Origin of the sequence: Streptomyces sp. NPDC048278, assembly GCF_040652195.1 — a bacterium.
GTDB lineage: Bacteria > Actinomycetota > Actinomycetes > Streptomycetales > Streptomycetaceae > Streptomyces.
Map to the genome: position 1 here is coordinate 1 of NZ_JBEZLP010000016.1, position 16,482 is coordinate 16,482.

15 protein-coding genes are annotated in these 16,482 nt (G+C 69.8%); 7 read left to right on the forward strand and 8 right to left on the reverse strand.

What is annotated here, in order from left to right; genetic code table 11:
• The 3 genes from AB0D74_RS26405 to truA form a co-directional block, all read left to right on the forward strand.
• On the forward strand, nucleotides 1–753 hold a 753-nt coding region (locus tag AB0D74_RS26405; RefSeq protein WP_362591792.1), incomplete at its 5' end, for a DNA-directed RNA polymerase subunit alpha.
• Nucleotides 754–921: 168 nt separating this feature from the next.
• Nucleotides 922–1,422 carry a 50S ribosomal protein L17 gene (gene rplQ, locus AB0D74_RS26410; RefSeq protein WP_362591795.1) on the forward strand — a complete coding sequence of 167 codons (501 nt, stop codon included), beginning with the start codon at nucleotides 922–924 and terminating at the stop codon, nucleotides 1,420–1,422.
• A gap of 145 nt (nucleotides 1,423–1,567) precedes the next feature.
• On the forward strand, nucleotides 1,568–2,413 hold the full coding sequence (gene truA / locus AB0D74_RS26415; RefSeq protein WP_362591798.1) for a tRNA pseudouridine(38-40) synthase TruA: 846 nt from the start codon (nucleotides 1,568–1,570) through the stop codon (nucleotides 2,411–2,413).
• Between the two features lie 4 nt (nucleotides 2,414–2,417).
• Here truA and AB0D74_RS26420 read toward each other — a convergent pair whose 3' ends face one another.
• From AB0D74_RS26420 to AB0D74_RS26440, 5 genes are all read right to left on the reverse strand, one after another.
• On the reverse strand, nucleotides 2,418–4,448 hold the full coding sequence (locus tag AB0D74_RS26420; protein WP_362591801.1) for an acyltransferase family protein: 2,031 nt from the start codon (nucleotides 4,446–4,448) through the stop codon (nucleotides 2,418–2,420).
• A gap of 43 nt (nucleotides 4,449–4,491) precedes the next feature.
• Nucleotides 4,492–5,592 carry an NDP-sugar synthase gene (locus tag AB0D74_RS26425; RefSeq protein WP_362591803.1) on the reverse strand — a complete coding sequence of 367 codons (1,101 nt, stop codon included), beginning with the start codon at nucleotides 5,590–5,592 and terminating at the stop codon, nucleotides 4,492–4,494.
• Between the two features lie 14 nt (nucleotides 5,593–5,606).
• Nucleotides 5,607–6,833, reverse strand: a complete 1,227-nt coding sequence (locus tag AB0D74_RS26430) for a hypothetical protein (protein ID WP_362591806.1) — start codon at nucleotides 6,831–6,833, stop codon at nucleotides 5,607–5,609.
• A gap of 23 nt (nucleotides 6,834–6,856) precedes the next feature.
• A complete protein-coding gene (locus AB0D74_RS26435) occupies nucleotides 6,857–8,308 on the reverse strand; it encodes a glycosyltransferase family 2 protein (protein WP_362591808.1) in 1,452 nt (483 codons plus the stop codon).
• A 261-nt stretch (nucleotides 8,309–8,569) separates the two neighbouring features.
• A complete protein-coding gene (locus tag AB0D74_RS26440) occupies nucleotides 8,570–9,955 on the reverse strand; it encodes a glycosyl hydrolase (protein WP_362591811.1) in 1,386 nt (461 codons plus the stop codon).
• A gap of 227 nt (nucleotides 9,956–10,182) precedes the next feature.
• Between AB0D74_RS26440 and AB0D74_RS26445 the strand changes: the two genes are divergently transcribed.
• Nucleotides 10,183–10,428, forward strand: a complete 246-nt coding sequence (locus AB0D74_RS26445) for a hypothetical protein (RefSeq protein WP_362591813.1) — start codon at nucleotides 10,183–10,185, stop codon at nucleotides 10,426–10,428.
• An 85-nt stretch (nucleotides 10,429–10,513) separates the two neighbouring features.
• Here the strand turns inward: AB0D74_RS26445 and AB0D74_RS26450 are convergent, their stop codons facing one another.
• Nucleotides 10,514–11,392 (reverse strand): hypothetical protein, encoded by an 879-nt coding sequence (locus tag AB0D74_RS26450; protein WP_362591815.1) that lies wholly within the window; start codon nucleotides 11,390–11,392, stop codon nucleotides 10,514–10,516.
• Between the two features lie 383 nt (nucleotides 11,393–11,775).
• Here AB0D74_RS26450 and rplM point away from each other — a divergent pair, with 383 nt between their 5' ends.
• The 3 genes from rplM to glmM all read left to right on the forward strand — a co-directional run bounded on the left by rplM (nucleotide 11,776) and on the right by glmM (nucleotide 14,357).
• Nucleotides 11,776–12,219, forward strand: coding sequence for a 50S ribosomal protein L13 (gene rplM, locus AB0D74_RS26455; RefSeq protein WP_020941688.1), 444 nt, complete (start codon nucleotides 11,776–11,778; stop codon nucleotides 12,217–12,219).
• A gap of 42 nt (nucleotides 12,220–12,261) precedes the next feature.
• On the forward strand, nucleotides 12,262–12,789 hold the full coding sequence (gene rpsI / locus AB0D74_RS26460; protein WP_046730620.1) for a 30S ribosomal protein S9: 528 nt from the start codon (nucleotides 12,262–12,264) through the stop codon (nucleotides 12,787–12,789).
• A 209-nt stretch (nucleotides 12,790–12,998) separates the two neighbouring features.
• On the forward strand, nucleotides 12,999–14,357 hold the full coding sequence (gene glmM / locus AB0D74_RS26465; RefSeq protein WP_362591818.1) for a phosphoglucosamine mutase: 1,359 nt from the start codon (nucleotides 12,999–13,001) through the stop codon (nucleotides 14,355–14,357).
• 85 nt (nucleotides 14,358–14,442) lie between these two features.
• Here glmM and AB0D74_RS26470 read toward each other — a convergent pair whose 3' ends face one another.
• Together AB0D74_RS26470 and coaA are read right to left on the reverse strand one after the other, a co-directional pair.
• Nucleotides 14,443–15,372 carry a DUF389 domain-containing protein gene (locus AB0D74_RS26470; RefSeq protein WP_362591821.1) on the reverse strand — a complete coding sequence of 310 codons (930 nt, stop codon included), beginning with the start codon at nucleotides 15,370–15,372 and terminating at the stop codon, nucleotides 14,443–14,445.
• Between the two features lie 22 nt (nucleotides 15,373–15,394).
• Entirely contained in the window at nucleotides 15,395–16,363 is a 969-nt protein-coding gene (coaA, locus tag AB0D74_RS26475; RefSeq protein ID WP_362591824.1) for a type I pantothenate kinase, read from the reverse strand.
• Nucleotides 16,364–16,482: the final 119 nt, after the last annotated feature.

The following is a 16,482-nucleotide window of genomic DNA, read 5'->3' on the forward strand; positions in this document are numbered from 1 at the left end:
GAGCCGGTCGTGATGTACCTGCGCAAGCAGGGTCCGGGTCTGGTCACCGCCGCCGACATCGCGCCGCCGGCCGGTGTCGAGGTGCACAACCCCGATCTGGTCCTGGCCACGCTGAACGGCAAGGGCAAGCTGGAGATGGAGCTGACGGTCGAGCGTGGCCGCGGTTACGTCTCGGCCGTGCAGAACAAGCAGGTGGGTCAGGAGATCGGGCGTATCCCGGTCGACTCGATCTACTCGCCGGTGCTCAAGGTCACGTACAAGGTCGAGGCGACCCGTGTCGAGCAGCGCACCGACTTCGACAAGCTGATCGTCGACGTCGAGACCAAGCAGGCGATGCGTCCCCGCGACGCCATGGCCTCCGCGGGCAAGACGCTGGTCGAGCTGTTCGGTCTGGCGCGTGAGCTGAACATCGACGCCGAGGGCATCGACATGGGCCCGTCCCCCACGGACGCCGCCCTCGCCGCCGACCTGGCGCTGCCGATCGAGGAGCTGGAGCTCACGGTCCGTTCCTACAACTGCCTCAAGCGTGAGGGCATCCACTCCGTGGGTGAACTGGTCGCGCGCTCCGAGGCGGACCTCCTGGACATCCGCAACTTCGGTGCGAAGTCCATCGACGAGGTCAAGGCGAAGCTGGCCGGGATGGGCCTGGCCCTCAAGGACAGCCCGCCCGGATTCGACCCGACCGCCGCGGCGGACGCCTTCGGGGCCGATGACGATGTCGACGCCGGTTTCGTGGAGACCGAGCAGTACTGATTCGGCTGCCGGTCCGCTGTGGCTGGTCGCGCAGTTCCCCGCGCCCCTCACGGGGCGCGGACCCTCCGGGTGCCTGAAAAGGTGCCCGGATCTCCGACGGGCGACCGCCCGCTCGGATACTGACTTCGGTACCTGACACGGCCGGAGCAGACACACAGGAGAAGAACCATGCCGAAGCCCACCAAGGGTGCCCGTCTGGGCGGCAGTGCCGCGCACGAGAAGCTGCTCCTCGCGAACCTCGCGAAGGCGCTCTTCGAGCACGGCCGCATCACCACCACCGAGGCCAAGGCGCGCCGTCTGCGCCCGTACGCCGAGCGTCTGGTCACCAAGGCGAAGAAGGGCGACCTTCACAACCGCCGTCAGGTGCTCCAGGTCATCACGGACAAGAGCATCGTGCACACGCTCTTCACCGAGATCGGCCCGCGGTACGAGAACCGTCCCGGTGGCTACACCCGCATCACCAAGATCGGTAACCGTCGTGGCGACAACGCGCCCATGGCTGTCATCGAGCTGGTCGAGGCGCTGACGGTCGCCCAGCAGGCGACGGGTGAGGCCGAGGCCGCGACGAAGCGTGCGGTCAAGGAGGCCGAGGAGACCACGGCTGCCGAGACCGTCGAGGTCGAGGACGCCAAGGTCGAGGACGCCGCCGAGGAGTCGAAGGACGCGTAAGCGTTCTGCGGGGGACTGCCGGTCGGCGGCTGCGGCGCCGTGGTGGCTGGTCGCGCAGTTCCCCGCGCTCCTGAAGGGGCGCGTCAGCGGGCCCGTTCCCTTCGAGGGGGCGGGCCCGCTTCTATTGCCCTGAGAGGATTCTTCCGTGAGTGACGACGTTCAGCCCGGCGATGTGCGCATCCGTCTCGACCTGTCCTACGACGGGACCCACTTCCACGGCTGGGCCAAGCAGGCCGGGGGGAAGCGGACCGTGCAGGGGGAGATCGAGGACGCGCTGCGGGTCGTCACGCGGTCGCAGGACACGGTGTACGAGCTGACCGTGGCCGGGCGTACGGATGCCGGGGTGCACGCACGGGGGCAGGTGGCGCATGTCGATCTGCCGGCCGGGGTGTGGGAGGAGCAGCGGGAGAAGCTGCTGAAGCGGCTCGCGGGGCGGCTGCCGAAGGACGTGCGGGTGTGGTCGGTCGGCGAGGCGCCGGCGGGGTTCAACGCGCGGTTCGCGGCGCTGTGGCGGCGGTACGTGTACCGGGTCGGGGACCGGCCGGGAGGCGTGGACCCGCTGCTGCGCAACCACGTGCTGTGGCACGACTGGGAGCTGGACGTCGAGGTGATGGACGCCGCCGCGAAGTCGCTGGTCGGGGAGCATGACTTCGCCGCCTACGCCAAGAAGCGCGAAGGGGCCACGACGATCCGGGAGATCCTCGGCTTCGGGGTGGGCCGGCGCGCGGACGGGGTCGTCGAGATCGAGGTCCGGGCCGACGCCTTCTGCCACAACCAGGTGCGGTCGATGGTCGGCGCGCTGCTGTTCGTGGGGGACGGGCACCGGGGCGTGGAGTGGCCGCGGAAGGTGCTGGACGCGGGGGTGCGGGACAGTGCCGTGCACGTCGTACGGCCGCACGGGCTGACCCTGGAGGAGGTCGCGTACCCGGCGGCCGACCAGCTGCTGGAACGGCAGCGGCAGGCTCGCCGGGTACGGGTGCGGACGGTCTGAGGGGTCAGCCGGCCAGGGCCTTCCTGAAGGTCGGCTCCAGGAACGGTTCGAGGGACTCGGCGTAGCCGCCGGTCATGTGGCTGTTGTCCCAGTAGACGACGTGCCCGCCGATCACCGCGGGGCAGTAGCCGTTCGCGCAGAAGGCGGGGAGCGGGTTGATGACCGTGGCCCCGTACTCCTCCGCGACCTCGCGTTCCAGCTTGCGGAAGTCGGGCAGGTCGACGGCGGTCTCGGAGGGCAGGGTGCACTCGGCGGGGTGGGCCGAGTTCTCCGCCAGGCAGTCCGGGACGTTGAAGGTCGGCTTCGGGGTGTCGGCCAGGTAGACCAGGTCCGAGCCCATGGCCTTGAGCTTCTTGAACGTGTCCTCGGCGCCTGCGCGCACGGTGGTGTACTGCACGCGGTTGGCCACCACGACGACGTCCGGCTTGAGCTTCTTGATGTAGGCGAGGGCGGTCTTGCGCCACGCGGGGCACTCGGTGTACTCGCGCCCCAGGTCCTCGCGCGTGATCTTGTAGACCTCGGGGGAGCAGCCGCTCTTGATGACCGTGACGACCTTGACGTGCAGCTTGAGGCCGAGCGAGTTGAAGGCGTTGCCCCACTGGTAGGCGTGCGAGTCGCCGAGCAGCACCATCGTCCGGTCCGACGTCCGGTCGCCGATCACGCAGTCGTCCTGCGGGGTGAAGCTGGTGACCAGCAGCTGGTCGATACAGCCGTGGTCGCCCCGGTCGTTCGGGGACTTCAGCAGCGCGCTCTCGCTGATCCTGGGGGCGCTGCGCTCGCTCACCGCCTGTTCCACGGACTTGGTGCCGTCGAATCCGGTGAGGGCGGCGGCGGTGCCCGCGGTGCCGAAGGACAGGTTGAGCGGTACCTGGAGCGCGACCACCATGGCGACGGCGGAGGTGGCCGTGATGGTGCCGCCGGTGAGGATGCCCCGCCAGGGGCGGACGACCAGATTCACGTTCTCCCGGAACCGCTTCTCGACGACGTAGTGCGTCGCGATGGCGACGAGGAAGGAGAGGACCGCCACCCGGAAGCGGTCGGAGTAGCCGAACTCCCAGCTGATCATGTGCGGCCAGAGGATCAGCAGCGGCCAGTGCCACAGGTACCAGCCGTAGCTGACCTTGCCGACGAAGTCGAAGACCGGGTTGTCGAGGAGCCGCTCCACACCGAGACGGGGGTTGGCGCAGCCGCCGGCGATGATCAGCCACGCGCCGAGCACGGGGCCAAGGACGGCGTACCCCGGCAGCGGGGTGTTCTCCGTGATGAGCAGGCCGGTGACCAGGGTGGTGGCCAGGCCCAGCCAGGAGACGACCGCGGCGAGGCCCCGCGGCATGCGGGAGATCGCGGGGGCCCAGAGCGCGAGCAGGACACCGAAGGCGAGCTCCCAGATGCGGGACTGGGTGCCGAAGTAGGCCAGCGGCTGGTTGGGGGTGGTCTCGGTGTAGCCCAGGTAGAACGAGCCGCCCACCACGGCCATCAGGACCACGCCGACCAGGACGCGGTTGCGGCGGAACACGAGCCGGCTGAGCCAGGCCGCGGCGACGAGCACGATCGGGGTGGCGAGGTAGAACTGCTCCTCGATGCCCAGGGACCAGAAGTGCTGGTACGGCGACTGGCTGCCGTCGTTGGCGAAGTAGTCGGTGCCGTTCTCGGCCAGCCGCCAGTTGATGACGCTCAGCGAGGCGGCCAGTCCGTCGTCCATGTAGCTGCGGAAGCTGAACGGGCTCGCGTAGAGCCAGGACAGGACGCCGGTGGCGACGATGGTGAGGGCGGCGCCCGGTGCCAGGCGGCGGAAGCGGCGGGCCCAGAACTTGCTCAGGGACACCTTGCCGGTCTTGTCGATCTCGGCGAGCAGCTGGCTGCCGATGAGGAAGCCGCTGAGCACGAAGCTGACGTCCACGCCGCCGTGGATGTCGAGGATGCCGGTGTGCATGCAGACGACCATGATGATCGCGACGGCACGCAGGCCCTGGATGTCCGGCCGGTACTTGCGAAGGCGCTCTGTCTCCGCGCCCGTTGAACGATGGCTGGTCACGTCTCTCCAGTAATCCGGTAACTGTCCGGGCCGGGCGGCGGCTTCAGTGGACCGTCGGGCAGGCGACAGCGGTACCGCTGACGCGCACGCCCTGGGCGGGGATGCGGATACCGCACGACAGCCGCAGCTGGGCGGGCAGTTCGTTCTGGGCGCCGACGTGGGTGTGGCAGCCCACCACGACCTCGCGAAGAATCGATTCGCCGCCGACCGAGGAGTCGTGGTCCACCACGGACTCGTGCACCTGGGCACCCTCGGCGACGACGACGCCGGCGCCGATGATGGAGCGGTCGACGACGACGTGCGGGCCGATGACGGCATGCGGGCCGACCGTCGAGCCGCCGGTCACCCGTGCAGTCGGGTCCACCACGGCGGTGGGGTCGATCAGGGCCTCGGCCGGAGCTCCCACCAGGGGCGAGGCCGCCCTGCCGGTGATCAGGTCCGCGGAGCCGTGCACGAAGGCGAGCGGGGTGCCGAGGTCGCGCCAGTAGTCGTCGGTGGTGTGGCCGAAGACCCGCCCGTCGCCCGCGACGAGCCGGGGGAAGGTCTCCTGCTCGACGGAGACCTCCCGGTCGCCGGGGATGGCGTCCAGGACGGACCGGCGGAAGACGTAGCAGCCCGCGTTGATCTGGTCGGTGACGCACTCCTCCGGCGTCTTCGGCTTCTCCAGGAAGGAGAGCACCCGGCCCGTCTCGTCGGTGGGGACCAGACCGAAGGCGCGCGGGTCGGCGACCCGGGTGAGGTGCAGCGTGACGTCCGCGTCCCGGGCCTCGTGGCATGCCAGCAGGGCGCCCAGGTCGACGCCGGACAGGATGTCGCCGTTGAGGACGAGGACCGGGGCGTCGGGTGTGTCGCCGCGCAGCAGGCGGCCGGCGTTGCGGATGGCCCCGCCCGTGCCGAGGGGGATCTCCTCGACGGCGTACGAGATCGCCAGGTCCTGGGAGAAGTCCTTGAACTCCTCCTCGAAGAGGCTCGCGAGATACGAGGTCGCGAAGACCACGTGCCCGACACCGGCGGCCGTCAGCTTGGCGATCTGGTGCCGGATGAAGGAGGCACCCGCGACCCGGAGCAGCGGCTTGGGGGTGTGGTTGGTCAGCGGTCGCAGGCGGGTTCCCTTGCCGCCCACGAGGATGATGGCTTCCTGCATGATTCCTCGCTCGGTCAGCTCGTGGTGCCGGTGCCGGGGCCCGCGTAGTCGGAGGCGAAACAGGTCTTGATGGCCTTCTCGCTGAGGGGGCGGCCCGCGAAGTCGAGCCGGGACGCCGTCTTGTCGTCCGGCGGGGTGTTCGGGTCGTCCTCGAAGTGGATCGACCACCAGTACACGCCCTGCATGTGCCGCTCCTGGACGACCTGGCAGACGGCTGTGTACCAGTTGGCCTGCACCTTCGTGTTGACCTTGCGGTGGCTGTAGAAGTCGCCCGGGGCGTGGTAGGCCCCGTTCATGGCACCGATGCCGGACTCGGAGACGAGGATGTTCGGCAGCGAGCCCGTCGCCTTCCTGTCCAGCCACTTGTCCCAGCCGTCGACCAGGTCCTCGACGGGTGCGGTGTCCGGGACCTTGACGGGGAAGTAGGCGTCGACGCCGAGGTGGTTGACCGGCATGTTGATGCGGCCGGTGACGTAGTTGTCCCAGTTGGCGTCGTAGGCGACCTCGCCGGAGAAGGTCTTCTCGGCGGAGTCGACCAGGGTGTTCCAGCCCGGGTCGCCCTCCAGGGAGTTGAGCTCGGTGCCGATCACGAAGGTGTCCGTCTTCGTCTCGTCGGCGGCTTTGAGGTACGGGGTGACGAGCTTCTTGTACGAGGCGAACCAGGCGGAACGGGAGGCGGGCTCGACGTCACCGCGCCAGCCGTCCTCGGGCTTCAGGGTCGACTCGTCCATGATCGGGCGCAGCCGGGTGCGGAAACCGGCGTCCTTGAACACCTTCAGGACCCGCTCCAGCCGCTGCGGGGTCGGTGTCTTGGCACCGGCCCATACCTCGTCGGACGTGCCGTTCCTGGTGTAGAAGGGGAAGGAGACCGACACCGAGTTGGCGCCCAGCCCGATGAGGTAGTCGGCCTGCTTGTGGGCCTGCTTCTCGATGAAGTCGTCGGAGAGGGCCTTCCTGTCGTCCTCCCAGTAGATCTGCACGCCCCACTGCGGCATGCCGGCCTTCCAGGGCTCGGCGACCTGGAGGGCGTCGGCGGACGCCGAGGGGGAGGCGGAGGTCGTACCGGGACGGGAGCCGTCGCCCGAGGTGCCGGCCTCGGCGGGGTCGCCGAGGACGAGGCGGGGCAGGGCCGAGCCCGCCGCCCAGCGCACCGGGTGGTCGCCGAGGACGAACGGGGTGCCCAGCACGACGGTGAGGACGGTCACCGGGAAGATGGCGAGCAGGGGCAGTCGCGAACGCATGTCAGTGGGTGTCTTCCGGGAGGTCAGGCGGGCTTGGCGATCACGACGAACTTGTTCTCCTCACGCCGGACGAACTTCAGGAAGCCCTTGAAGCCGCCGAGCCCTTCCAGCACGGAGAAGACGGGGATGCAGGCGACCACGACGACCGGCTCCCACCACTTGCGCCGGCCGCTGACCGAGGCGAGCGCGTTCAGCCGCAGGCCCTCCCAGTACGTCCAGATGACGTAGGCGAAGTTGAGGGCCCACAGCAGGACGACGGACTGGGTCACCGGCGAGGTGTTCATGTCGTTGATCAGCCAGCCCGCGAGCAGCACGGCGCCGATGTGCTGGAGCGGGCCGAGGATCCAGGTGGCCACGCAGATCGACAGGAACCAGCGGTAGCGCAGCGGCACCTTGCGGTTGAAGCAGAGGGCGACCAGGCCCCAGGCCCAGCGTTCGCGCTGCTTGATGAAGTCGGCCGCGTTGGCCGGGGAGGCGCCGTAGCAGCGGCCGTTGAACCAGTCGCTGCGGCCCGGGTACGTGCGGCAGAAGGTCAGGGCGAGCCGGGCGTCCTCGACGATCTCCTTGGGACCGAAGTCCCAGCCGATCTCGGCCTCGATGGACGCGCGTAGCACAAGCAGTTCACCGTGTACACCGGCCGCGGGGGTGCCGAGGCCGGTCAGGGCCCGGAAGCGGGCGATGTCGTCGGCGGGGCGCACCGCGTCGGCGAGCCAGGTGAAGAGGCTGACCGCGTTCTCGCGGGGGTAGGTCAGGATGCCCTGGGCCATGTGCTTGGCCTCGTCGGGGTGGGCGCGGCGCTGCCGGTTGACGAACTGGGCGAGCGAGGCCGCGGTGTCCGGGCCGACGCCGGTGTCGTCGTCCATGTGCAGCACCCAGACGTATTCCAGGGCCTCGCCCTCCGCGATGCGCAGCTCGTGGGCGTAGTGGTTGGCGCGGGCCTTGAAGCGGGTGCCGTTGGCCGGGACGTAGTCCTTGGGGACGGTGATCACCCGGATCAGCGGGTGGGAGTCGGCGAGCCGGTCGATGTCCGCCGCGGCCTCGCAGCCCTCCTCGGTGAGGATGTCGACCCGCATGTAGGGGAAGTACTCGGGCAGGTGCTCGACGTAGGAGAGGATCGAGCGTTCCAGGGCCGGGTAGGTGTCGTGGCGGCCGATGGTCGGGCACAGCGCGATCAGGAAGTCCTGCTCCGCCGGTGCGGGCGGGGTCATGTGGTCGCTCTTGCGGACCCGGCGGCGGATCAGCAGGGCGCCCTGGAGACCGATCAGCACACCGGCCGCGGGCAGGGACCAGACGATGGTCAGGATCCAGCTCATCAGCGAGGAGCTGGGCCGGTAGGACCACAGGCCGAAGACGACCAGCAGGACGAACGGCAGCAGGAACGGCAGGATGCCGGGTTTCCACGAGGCGGTGCGTTTGGCCAGCTTCGCGTTGTGTCGCGAATGCGGGGATCCCCCGTCGACCACTGTCGATGCCATGCGGCTACATGCTCTTCCGTGAGTTCGGCGGCAGCCGGACGGCATGGCTCGGTGACGGGTGCGGTGACACGAGAAAACTCGCCCCACCGGTCCCGTTCCGGGCCGTGATGTTGCCCCCCGGTGCCTTCTTCGGCGTTCTGCGGCCGGTCAGATGCCCCCCCGGGCGTCTTGGCGCCCCGGCCGCACAAGAAAACAAATCCTGCCACGTAAGAATCAGCCATGAAGCATCTGTGAGCAAGGTGTAGTGGGAAAGTAATAAACCTATGCCTTGTGCAAAGAAGCCCAGTCGAAACCGGAACGCTTGTCTCCGGTGCCCGTGATGACCTGCGGAGACGTGTAAGTGGCCTTTACATCTTCTGGGGTGTTTTTTCCGGTCGGACGGGAGGCGTTGGCGTAGGTCAGGGCCTGCCCCCATACCGTCCAGAGCACCCAAGGAGTGTCCGAAAATGTGCTGCCCCGGGCGGAACCGAGCGGAACGTAGAAGGACTCGGCCAGGACGCGGGGGCGGTCGTAACGCTCCAGGCCCTGGTACCAGACCTGGGTCCAGGGCCTGCCGTGGAACGGCCGCCGCGGGGTGTCGCTGTAGTCGTCCACGCCCACGACGTCGACGTACCGCCCGCCCGGGTAGTAGGCGCCGGGCTCCCGCGCGAAGGTGCCCTCCCAGGCGCTGGGGGCCCAGACGAAGAGCAGGTTGTGCAGGCCGCGGCTGTTCACCAGGTAGTCGTAGGTGACCTGCCACAGCTTCCGGTAGGCGGCCGGGTCCTGCCCCGCCCACCAGAACCCGTGGCCCGGCCTCGCGTTCATCTCGTGGTACGGCCGCAGCAGGACCGGCACCCCGTGCTCCGCGAGGTACCCCAGGTGGTCGGCGAGATAGCCGAGGTCCAGCAGCAGGGCCTGGTGCTCCGCGGTGCCCGGGGTGACCACCCGGCCGAACCAGCCGCCGTCCCGGGCCGCCGGGGAGTTCTGGTACCGGGTCTCCTCGAAGCCCTTGACGGTGCTGCCCGGGTAGGGCTGGTGGAAGGAGAAGCCGACGATGCCCGCCGGGCCGCCCCCGTTCTGCGGCAGGCTCACCCGGGTCCCGGAGGCGCAGTCGAGGTGCGTGCCCGAGGGGTGGTACGACCCGTCGTCCGGCCGCGGCAGCCCCGCCCACACCCCCAGCGCCAGGTCCACCGCGTCCTCGGCGTACCCCCAGTTCGCGCGGCAGCTCGGCCACGAGGAGCGGGAGTAGGAGCGCGGTTCGCCCACCGCCCAGCCCGGCTGGCCGTACCCGGGCCCCAGGTCCACCTCCACGAACCCCGGGAACCTGCCGGTGATGTCGTGGGCCTTCTTGTAGTAGTAGCCGGGCTGCTTGATGCCTTGGTAGTCGCCGTACGACGCGTTGTAGCGCTCGTTGTGCAGTTCGACGTGCTGGCCGATGACCGTCCGGGACGGTTCGCCGCGCCGCGCCCGGTTCTCCAGGCCGGCGAGCAGGGCGTAGACCCGGCGGGCGGCGGGCGTCGCCCCGGGGTCGCGGTCGCGCAGCTCCGTGGGTACGGGCCGGGGGGTGCGCGCGGCGTCCTCGCCCTCCCGCAGGGCCCACCACACCGCCGGTGGACCCAGCAGCCCCGCGGCGGCAGCCGCCCCCATGAGCCCGACCCGTCCCCGCATGCGCATGACCCTCGCCGCCCCCGTTTCTCTTCCCGACCGGCCTCCGGCCCTGGTCGGGGGCCATTCTGCCCCGCGCCCCCGGCCTCGCAGGGCGGCAGTACGGCCAGGCGGGCTCGACGACGAGCCAGGCGACCGTCGAGGTGTCGCCGGCCACACCCTTGACGGTGAAGGACGTGCCCGCCGTGCGTCCCGCGACGTAGGCCACGCCCGCCACGGGGTCCGAGTCGGTGCTGCCCACCTGTGCCGCCGACGGCCGTCCCCAGCTGGTGTCCCGGCCCGTCGAGCCGCCCGGGCCGAAGGTCTGGGTGCCGTTCACCTCGATGGCGAACCGGTTGACCGAGTCGCCGCTCACCCCGGCCTGGAAGACCCGTGAGGAGGTGTCCGCGCTGGTCACCGCGTATCCCTGGCCGGCCGGCAAGGTCTGGACGAGGTTGATGCCCGGGCTCGCCGAGGCGTTCACGTGTCCGTCATGAGTCCCCCCAAGGGCTCGACGACCGGCGATGCCCTTGATCACCGGTCGGCTACGGGGGGGAGACTTTCACGCGCCGCGCGGACGGATCACCGGTCGGCCGCCGCCGACGCCTGGGCCTCGCCGCGGCGGTGGATCTGGCGGAAGGTGAACTCCGCCAGGTCGTCGCCGGCCTGGAAGACGTTGGTGTCCTTGGTGGTGACGTCCTTGCCGTTCACGAAACCGGCGGTGGTGAAGTACGCGTAGCGGCCGTACGCGTTGGTCGTCGTACGGCAGACGCCGGAGTCGCAGAAGGACTTCACGCCGGACCCGCCCAGGGCGGTCACGAAGCCCTTCTTGTCGGCCTCGGTCTTGGCCTTGCTCGCCTGCGCCTCGGTGTTGAACACGGCCACGCCGACCGTGACCGCGACGCCGTCCTTGGCGTAGGTGACCCGCAGCAGGCGGGTGCAGTCGTCCTTGTTCAGGACGGCCGGGAGGGTGCCCTTGGCGGCCGTGGAGCACTTCTTGGTGTCGGCCGTGGCGCCCTTCTTGTAGACCGTCCCGCCCATGGTCAGCTGGGTGCCGGGGAAGAGGGTCTCGGCGCTCAGCGGTGCCGTGTCCTTCTGCACGCTGGATATGAACTCCTCCGGGTCCAGCGGCGGCGGCGCGCTGGTCGGCGCGAAGGACGGCACCGAGCCGGCCGTGTCACTGGGCAGCGAGCCGCTGGCCGGCAGGTTGGTGGGCGTGCCGGAGGCCTTGTTGTCGCCGTTCGCGGACACCACGGCCATCGCGACGGCGGTGCCGATCGCCAGCGTGGCGACCACGCCACCGCCGATGAACAGCACCCTGCGCCGCTTGTTCCGCGTCTCCGACGCCTCGGCCAACGACGCCCAGTCCGGAGTCTGGCCGGTGCCACTGCCCCAGGGCTGCTGAGACTGCGGTTTCCACGGATCCCACTGGGACTGAGGTCCCCCCTGCCCATAGCTCATGGGGCGCATCTTAGACGGGGGCCGGGGGTTACCGGTGCGACTGTACGCACGGAGACCGGGGACCCCGGGGGGACCTTTGGGGGCAGTACGGCGCATCCTGGTACGGCCGCGCGCCCAGGATTTCCGCCACGGTCGGCGACCGCTCGTCCCGATGTCCACGGGAGCTCGTTTTGACCCTTCAGGGGCGACCCCGGTACGCTAGCTCTTCGTTGTGTATTGGCTCGCTCGTTCTCACGCGAGAGGCCCTTCACACAGGTTCCCTGGAGCAGTTACCAGTGGGCGGCATACGGGCATCGTCCCCGGCATATTTGTCGTCCCCAGCTGCACGATCGCTTCAGTGATGCCATTTTCAGCGCCCATCCACTGAAGAAGAAGGCTGCGAAGTGCGTACGTACAGCCCCAAGCCCGGCGATGTGACTCGCCAGTGGCACGTCATTGACGCTCAGGACGTCGTCCTGGGTCGTCTCGCCACCACCGCCGCGTCCCTTCTCCGCGGCAAGCACAAGCCGATCTACGCGCCCCACGTCGACACCGGTGACTTCGTCATCATCATCAACGCCGACAAGGTGCACCTGTCCGGCAACAAGCGGACCCAGAAGATGGCGTACCGCCACTCCGGCTACCCGGGTGGTCTGCGCTCCGTCCGTTACGACGAGCTGCTGGACAAGAACCCCGAGAAGGCCATCGAGAAGGCCGTCAAGGGCATGCTCCCCAAGAACACGCTGGGCCGTCAGATGCTCTCGAAGCTGAAGGTCTACAAGGGTGACGTGCACCCGCACGCTGCGCAGCAGCCGGTGCCGTTCGAGATCACCCAGGTCGCGCAGTAGTTCCGGCCACCCCCTAAGACAGAAAAGAATCTGAGGAGCATCGTGGCCGAGACCACTGTTGAGCAGCCGGTCGAAGAGACCGAGACCGAGCTCGTCGACATCGACAGCTACACCACCGAGTCCGAGGTCCCCGTCGAGGGCGAGTACACCTCCGAGTCCCTCGCGTCCCGCTTCGGCGACCCGCAGCCGGCCGCCGGCCTGGGCCGTCGCAAGAACGCCATCGCCCGCGTCCGGATCGTCCCGGGCACCGGCAAGTGGAAGATCAACGGTCGCACCCTCGAGGACTACTTCCCGAACAAGGTGCACCAGCAGGAAGTCAACGAGCCCTTCAAGGTGCTCGAGCTCGAGGGCCGCTACGACGTCGTCGCCCGCATCGCCGGTGGCGGTGTCTCCGGTCAGGCCGGTGCGCTCCGTCTCGGTGTCGCCCGCGCGCTGAACGAGGCCGACGTCGACAACAACCGTGGCCCGCTCAAGAAGGCCGGCTTCCTCAAGCGCGACGACCGTGCGGTCGAGCGCAAGAAGGCCGGTCTGAAGAAGGCCCGCAAGGCCCCGCAGTACAGCAAGCGTTAATCGCCCGCTGCCTGCTCGTACGCTTCCGGGCCCTACCGGCCCGCACGTACTCCGAACGCCCCGGCGGCACGCCACATGTGCCGTCGGGGCGTTCGTTTATCCCGGCCAAGGGCGTATAACGACACAAGATGCTCAAAGGCCGGTGTGATCGCATGACTAAGCGCCTGCCATCATTTCCTGGCAGCAAGGACGCTTCTTCAGGAGGACAAGTGGGACGACTCTTCGGCACGGACGGCGTGCGCGGTGTCGCCAACGCGGACCTGACCGCCGAGATGGCGCTCGGGCTGTCCGTCGCGGCGGCGCACGTGCTGGCCGAGGCGGGCACGTTCGAGGGCCACCGGCCTACGGCGGTCGTCGGACGGGATCCGCGCGCGTCCGGGGAGTTCCTGGAGGCCGCCGTGGTCGCGGGCCTGGCCAGCGCCGGTGTCGACGTCCTGACCGTGGGAGTCCTGCCGACCCCGGCCGTCGCGTTCCTGACCGGCGTGCTCGGTGCCGACCTCGGTGTGATGCTCTCCGCCAGCCACAACGCGATGCCCGACAACGGCATCAAGTTCCTCGCCCGCGGCGGTCACAAGCTCGACGACGAGCTGGAGGACCGGATCGAGGCGGTGTACGAGTCCCACCGGCACGGCGAGCCGTGGGAGCGGCCGACGGGCGCGGGCGTGGGCCGGGTACGGCCGTACGACGAGGGCTTCGAGCAGTACGTCGGGCACCTCCTGTCGGTCCTGCCCAACCGGCTCGACGGGCTGAAGATCGTCCTGGACGAGGCGCACGGCGCGGCTGCGGGGGTCTCGCCGGAGGCGTTCCGCCGGGCCGGCGCCGAGATCGTCACCATCGGCGCGGAGCCGGACGGACTCAACATCAACGACGGCTGCGGGTCCACCCACCTCGGCAAGCTCAAGGCCGCGGTCGTGGAGCACGGCGCCGCCTTCGGCATCGCGCACGACGGGGACGCGGACCGGTGCCTCGCCGTCGACCACACCGGTGCGGAGGTGGACGGCGACCAGATCATGGCCGTGCTCGCCCTCGCCATGCGGGAGCGGGGCGTACTGCGCGCCGACACCGTCGTCGCCACCGTCATGTCCAACCTCGGCTTCAAGCTCGCGCTGGAGCGGGAGGGCCTGCACCTCGTGCAGACCGCGGTCGGCGACCGGTACGTGCTGGAGGAGATGAAGGAGCACGGCTACGCCCTCGGCGGCGAGCAGTCCGGCCACGTCATCATCCTCGACCACGCGACGACCGGCGACGGCACGCTGACCGGGCTGCTGCTGGCGGCACGGGTCGCCGCGACCGGACGGTCGCTGCGGGAGCTGGCGGGCGTGATGGAACGGCTGCCGCAGGTGCTGGTCAACGTGCCGGACGTGGACAGGTCACGGGTGCGGACGTCCGCGGACCTGGCGGCGGCGGTCGCGGAGGCGGAGCGGGACCTGGGGGAGACGGGGCGCGTGCTGCTCCGCCCTTCGGGCACGGAGCCGTTGGTGCGGGTGATGGTGGAGGCGGCCGACATCGAGCAGGCCCGGTCGGTTGCCGGGCGGCTGGCCGATGCCGTCAAGTCCGCGCTGGGGTAGTCGGTTTTCCCGGGTTCGGGGTGCCGGGGAGTGTGCGTTGCGGGCTGCGGGTTCGCGGTGGCTGGTCGCGCAGTTCCCCGCGCCCCTAGGTTTGTTGACGCCGCTGTCTCCAGAAGTACTTCTGGGTGACGAGCGTCGCCGTGCCCGCCAGGACGATGCCCAGCAGGTTGAGCAGGAGTTGTTCCGCCGAACCCCATGCCTGCCGGTACTCCGTGAAGGCGAAGGCCACTGCCGCGTTCGCGGCGGCCGGGACCGTGGTCACCGAGATGGCGACGCCCACCAGGGCGCCGGACTTCGCCGAGGTCAGGGAGAGTATGCCGGCGATGCCGGCCAGGACCGCGACCACGAACGAGAAGGCGTCGGGGCGGTAGATGAAGTTGGTGTTCGGGCGTTCCGCCTCCAGCTGCACCTTGGTGAACAGGCCGAGGCCGTCCATCAGGTAGGTGAACCCGACCGTCACCAGCATCGCCGCCGCGAAGCCGACGAGGAGCGCGGTCAGGGAGCGCAGCGCGAGGCGGGGACGGCGCTGCACCAGCGCCGTGCAGATGCCGGCCAGCGGGCCGAACTCCGGGCCCACCGCCATCGCGCCCACGATCAGGATCGCGTTGTCCAGGACGACACCGCAGGCCGCGATCATCGTGGCCAGGGTGATGAAGGCGAGGTAGGTGGCCGACAGCGTCGACTCCTCGTGGGTCGCCTCGGCCAGCCCCTCCCACAGCACCGCGTCCGCGCCCTCGCCGGGGGCCTCCGCCTCGGCCCGGTCGGCGCGGCGGGAGAGGCTCAGGTCGATGTCCTCGACGGCGATCGAGCCGGTGCGGTCGAGGTCCAGCGCCCGTAGCCCGCTGATGAGTTCGTCGCCGGCCTCGCGGGCCGCGTCGCACATCACGACGTCTCCGGCCGGGTTGCGGGCGGCGCCCGGGAGCACGACCAGGTGCGTGGTGCCCACGGTCGCCTCGATGAGGCGGACCACGTCGTCCGTACGGTCGGCCGGGGTGATCAGGCGCAGATGCAGCATGACGCCTTTTTAACAGGCCGCTCTAGAGCTTGCGGAGCCGCAGCCGCTGCACCTTGTGGTCCGGTCCCTTGCGGACGACCAGGGTGGCCCGGCCGCGGGTGGGGGCGATGTTCTCCACCAGGTTGGGCTTGTTGATGGTCCGCCAGAGACCGCGGGCGTAGTCGAGCGCCTCCTCCTCGGAGACCTGGGTGTACTTCCTGAAGTACGAGTCCGGGTCCTGGAAGGCGGTCTGGCGGAGCTTGCGGAAGCGGTTGAGGTACCAGCGCTCGATGTCCTCCGCGTTCGCGTCGACGTAGACGCTGAAGTCGAAGTAGTCGGCAAGACCGACGCGGGTGCGGCCGTCCTGGCCGGGGAGGGCGGGCTGCAGGACGTTGAGGCCCTCGACGATGAGGATGTCGGGGCGGCGGACCGTGAGCTTGCGGTCCGGGACGATGTCGTAGATGAGGTGGGAGTAGACGGGCGCGGTGACCTCGTCCTTGCCGGCCTTGATGTCGGCGACGAAGCGGGTCAGGGCCCGGCGGTCGTACGACTCGGGGAAGCCCTTGCGCGCCATCAGGCCGCGGGCTTCGAGCTCCCTGGTCGGGAGCAGGAAGCCGTCCGTGGTCACCAGCTCGACGCGCGGGTGCTCGGGCCAGCGGGAGAGCAGGGCCTGGAGCAGCCGGGAGACGGTCGACTTGCCGCAGGCCACGGAGCCGGCGACGCCTATCACGAACGGGGTGCCGGACTGGGAGCCCTGCTCGCCGAGGAAGGTGTTCAGGGCGCCCCTGAGGCCGTCCGTGGCACCGACGTAGAGGTTGAGCAGCCGGGAGAGCGGGAGGTAGATGTCCCGCACCTCGTCGAGGTCGATGACGTCACCGAGACCGCGCAGCTTCTCGACCTCCTCCGCGGTGAGCGGCAGCGGCGTCTTGTCGCGCAGCGCGCTCCACTCGGTGCGGGTGAGGTCGACGTAGGGAGTCGCCTCCGGCCTGTGCCGGTGGGCGCTCCGGGGCATCGGGGAGACCGGAGAGATCACATTCCATTGTTAACGGAGTTTGAACGGGGCGGGGGGTGGGGTCGGTCACGTGGGGTTCGGTCCCGGGTCGCTGACGCTTCCGTCCGTCGGTCCGGCCG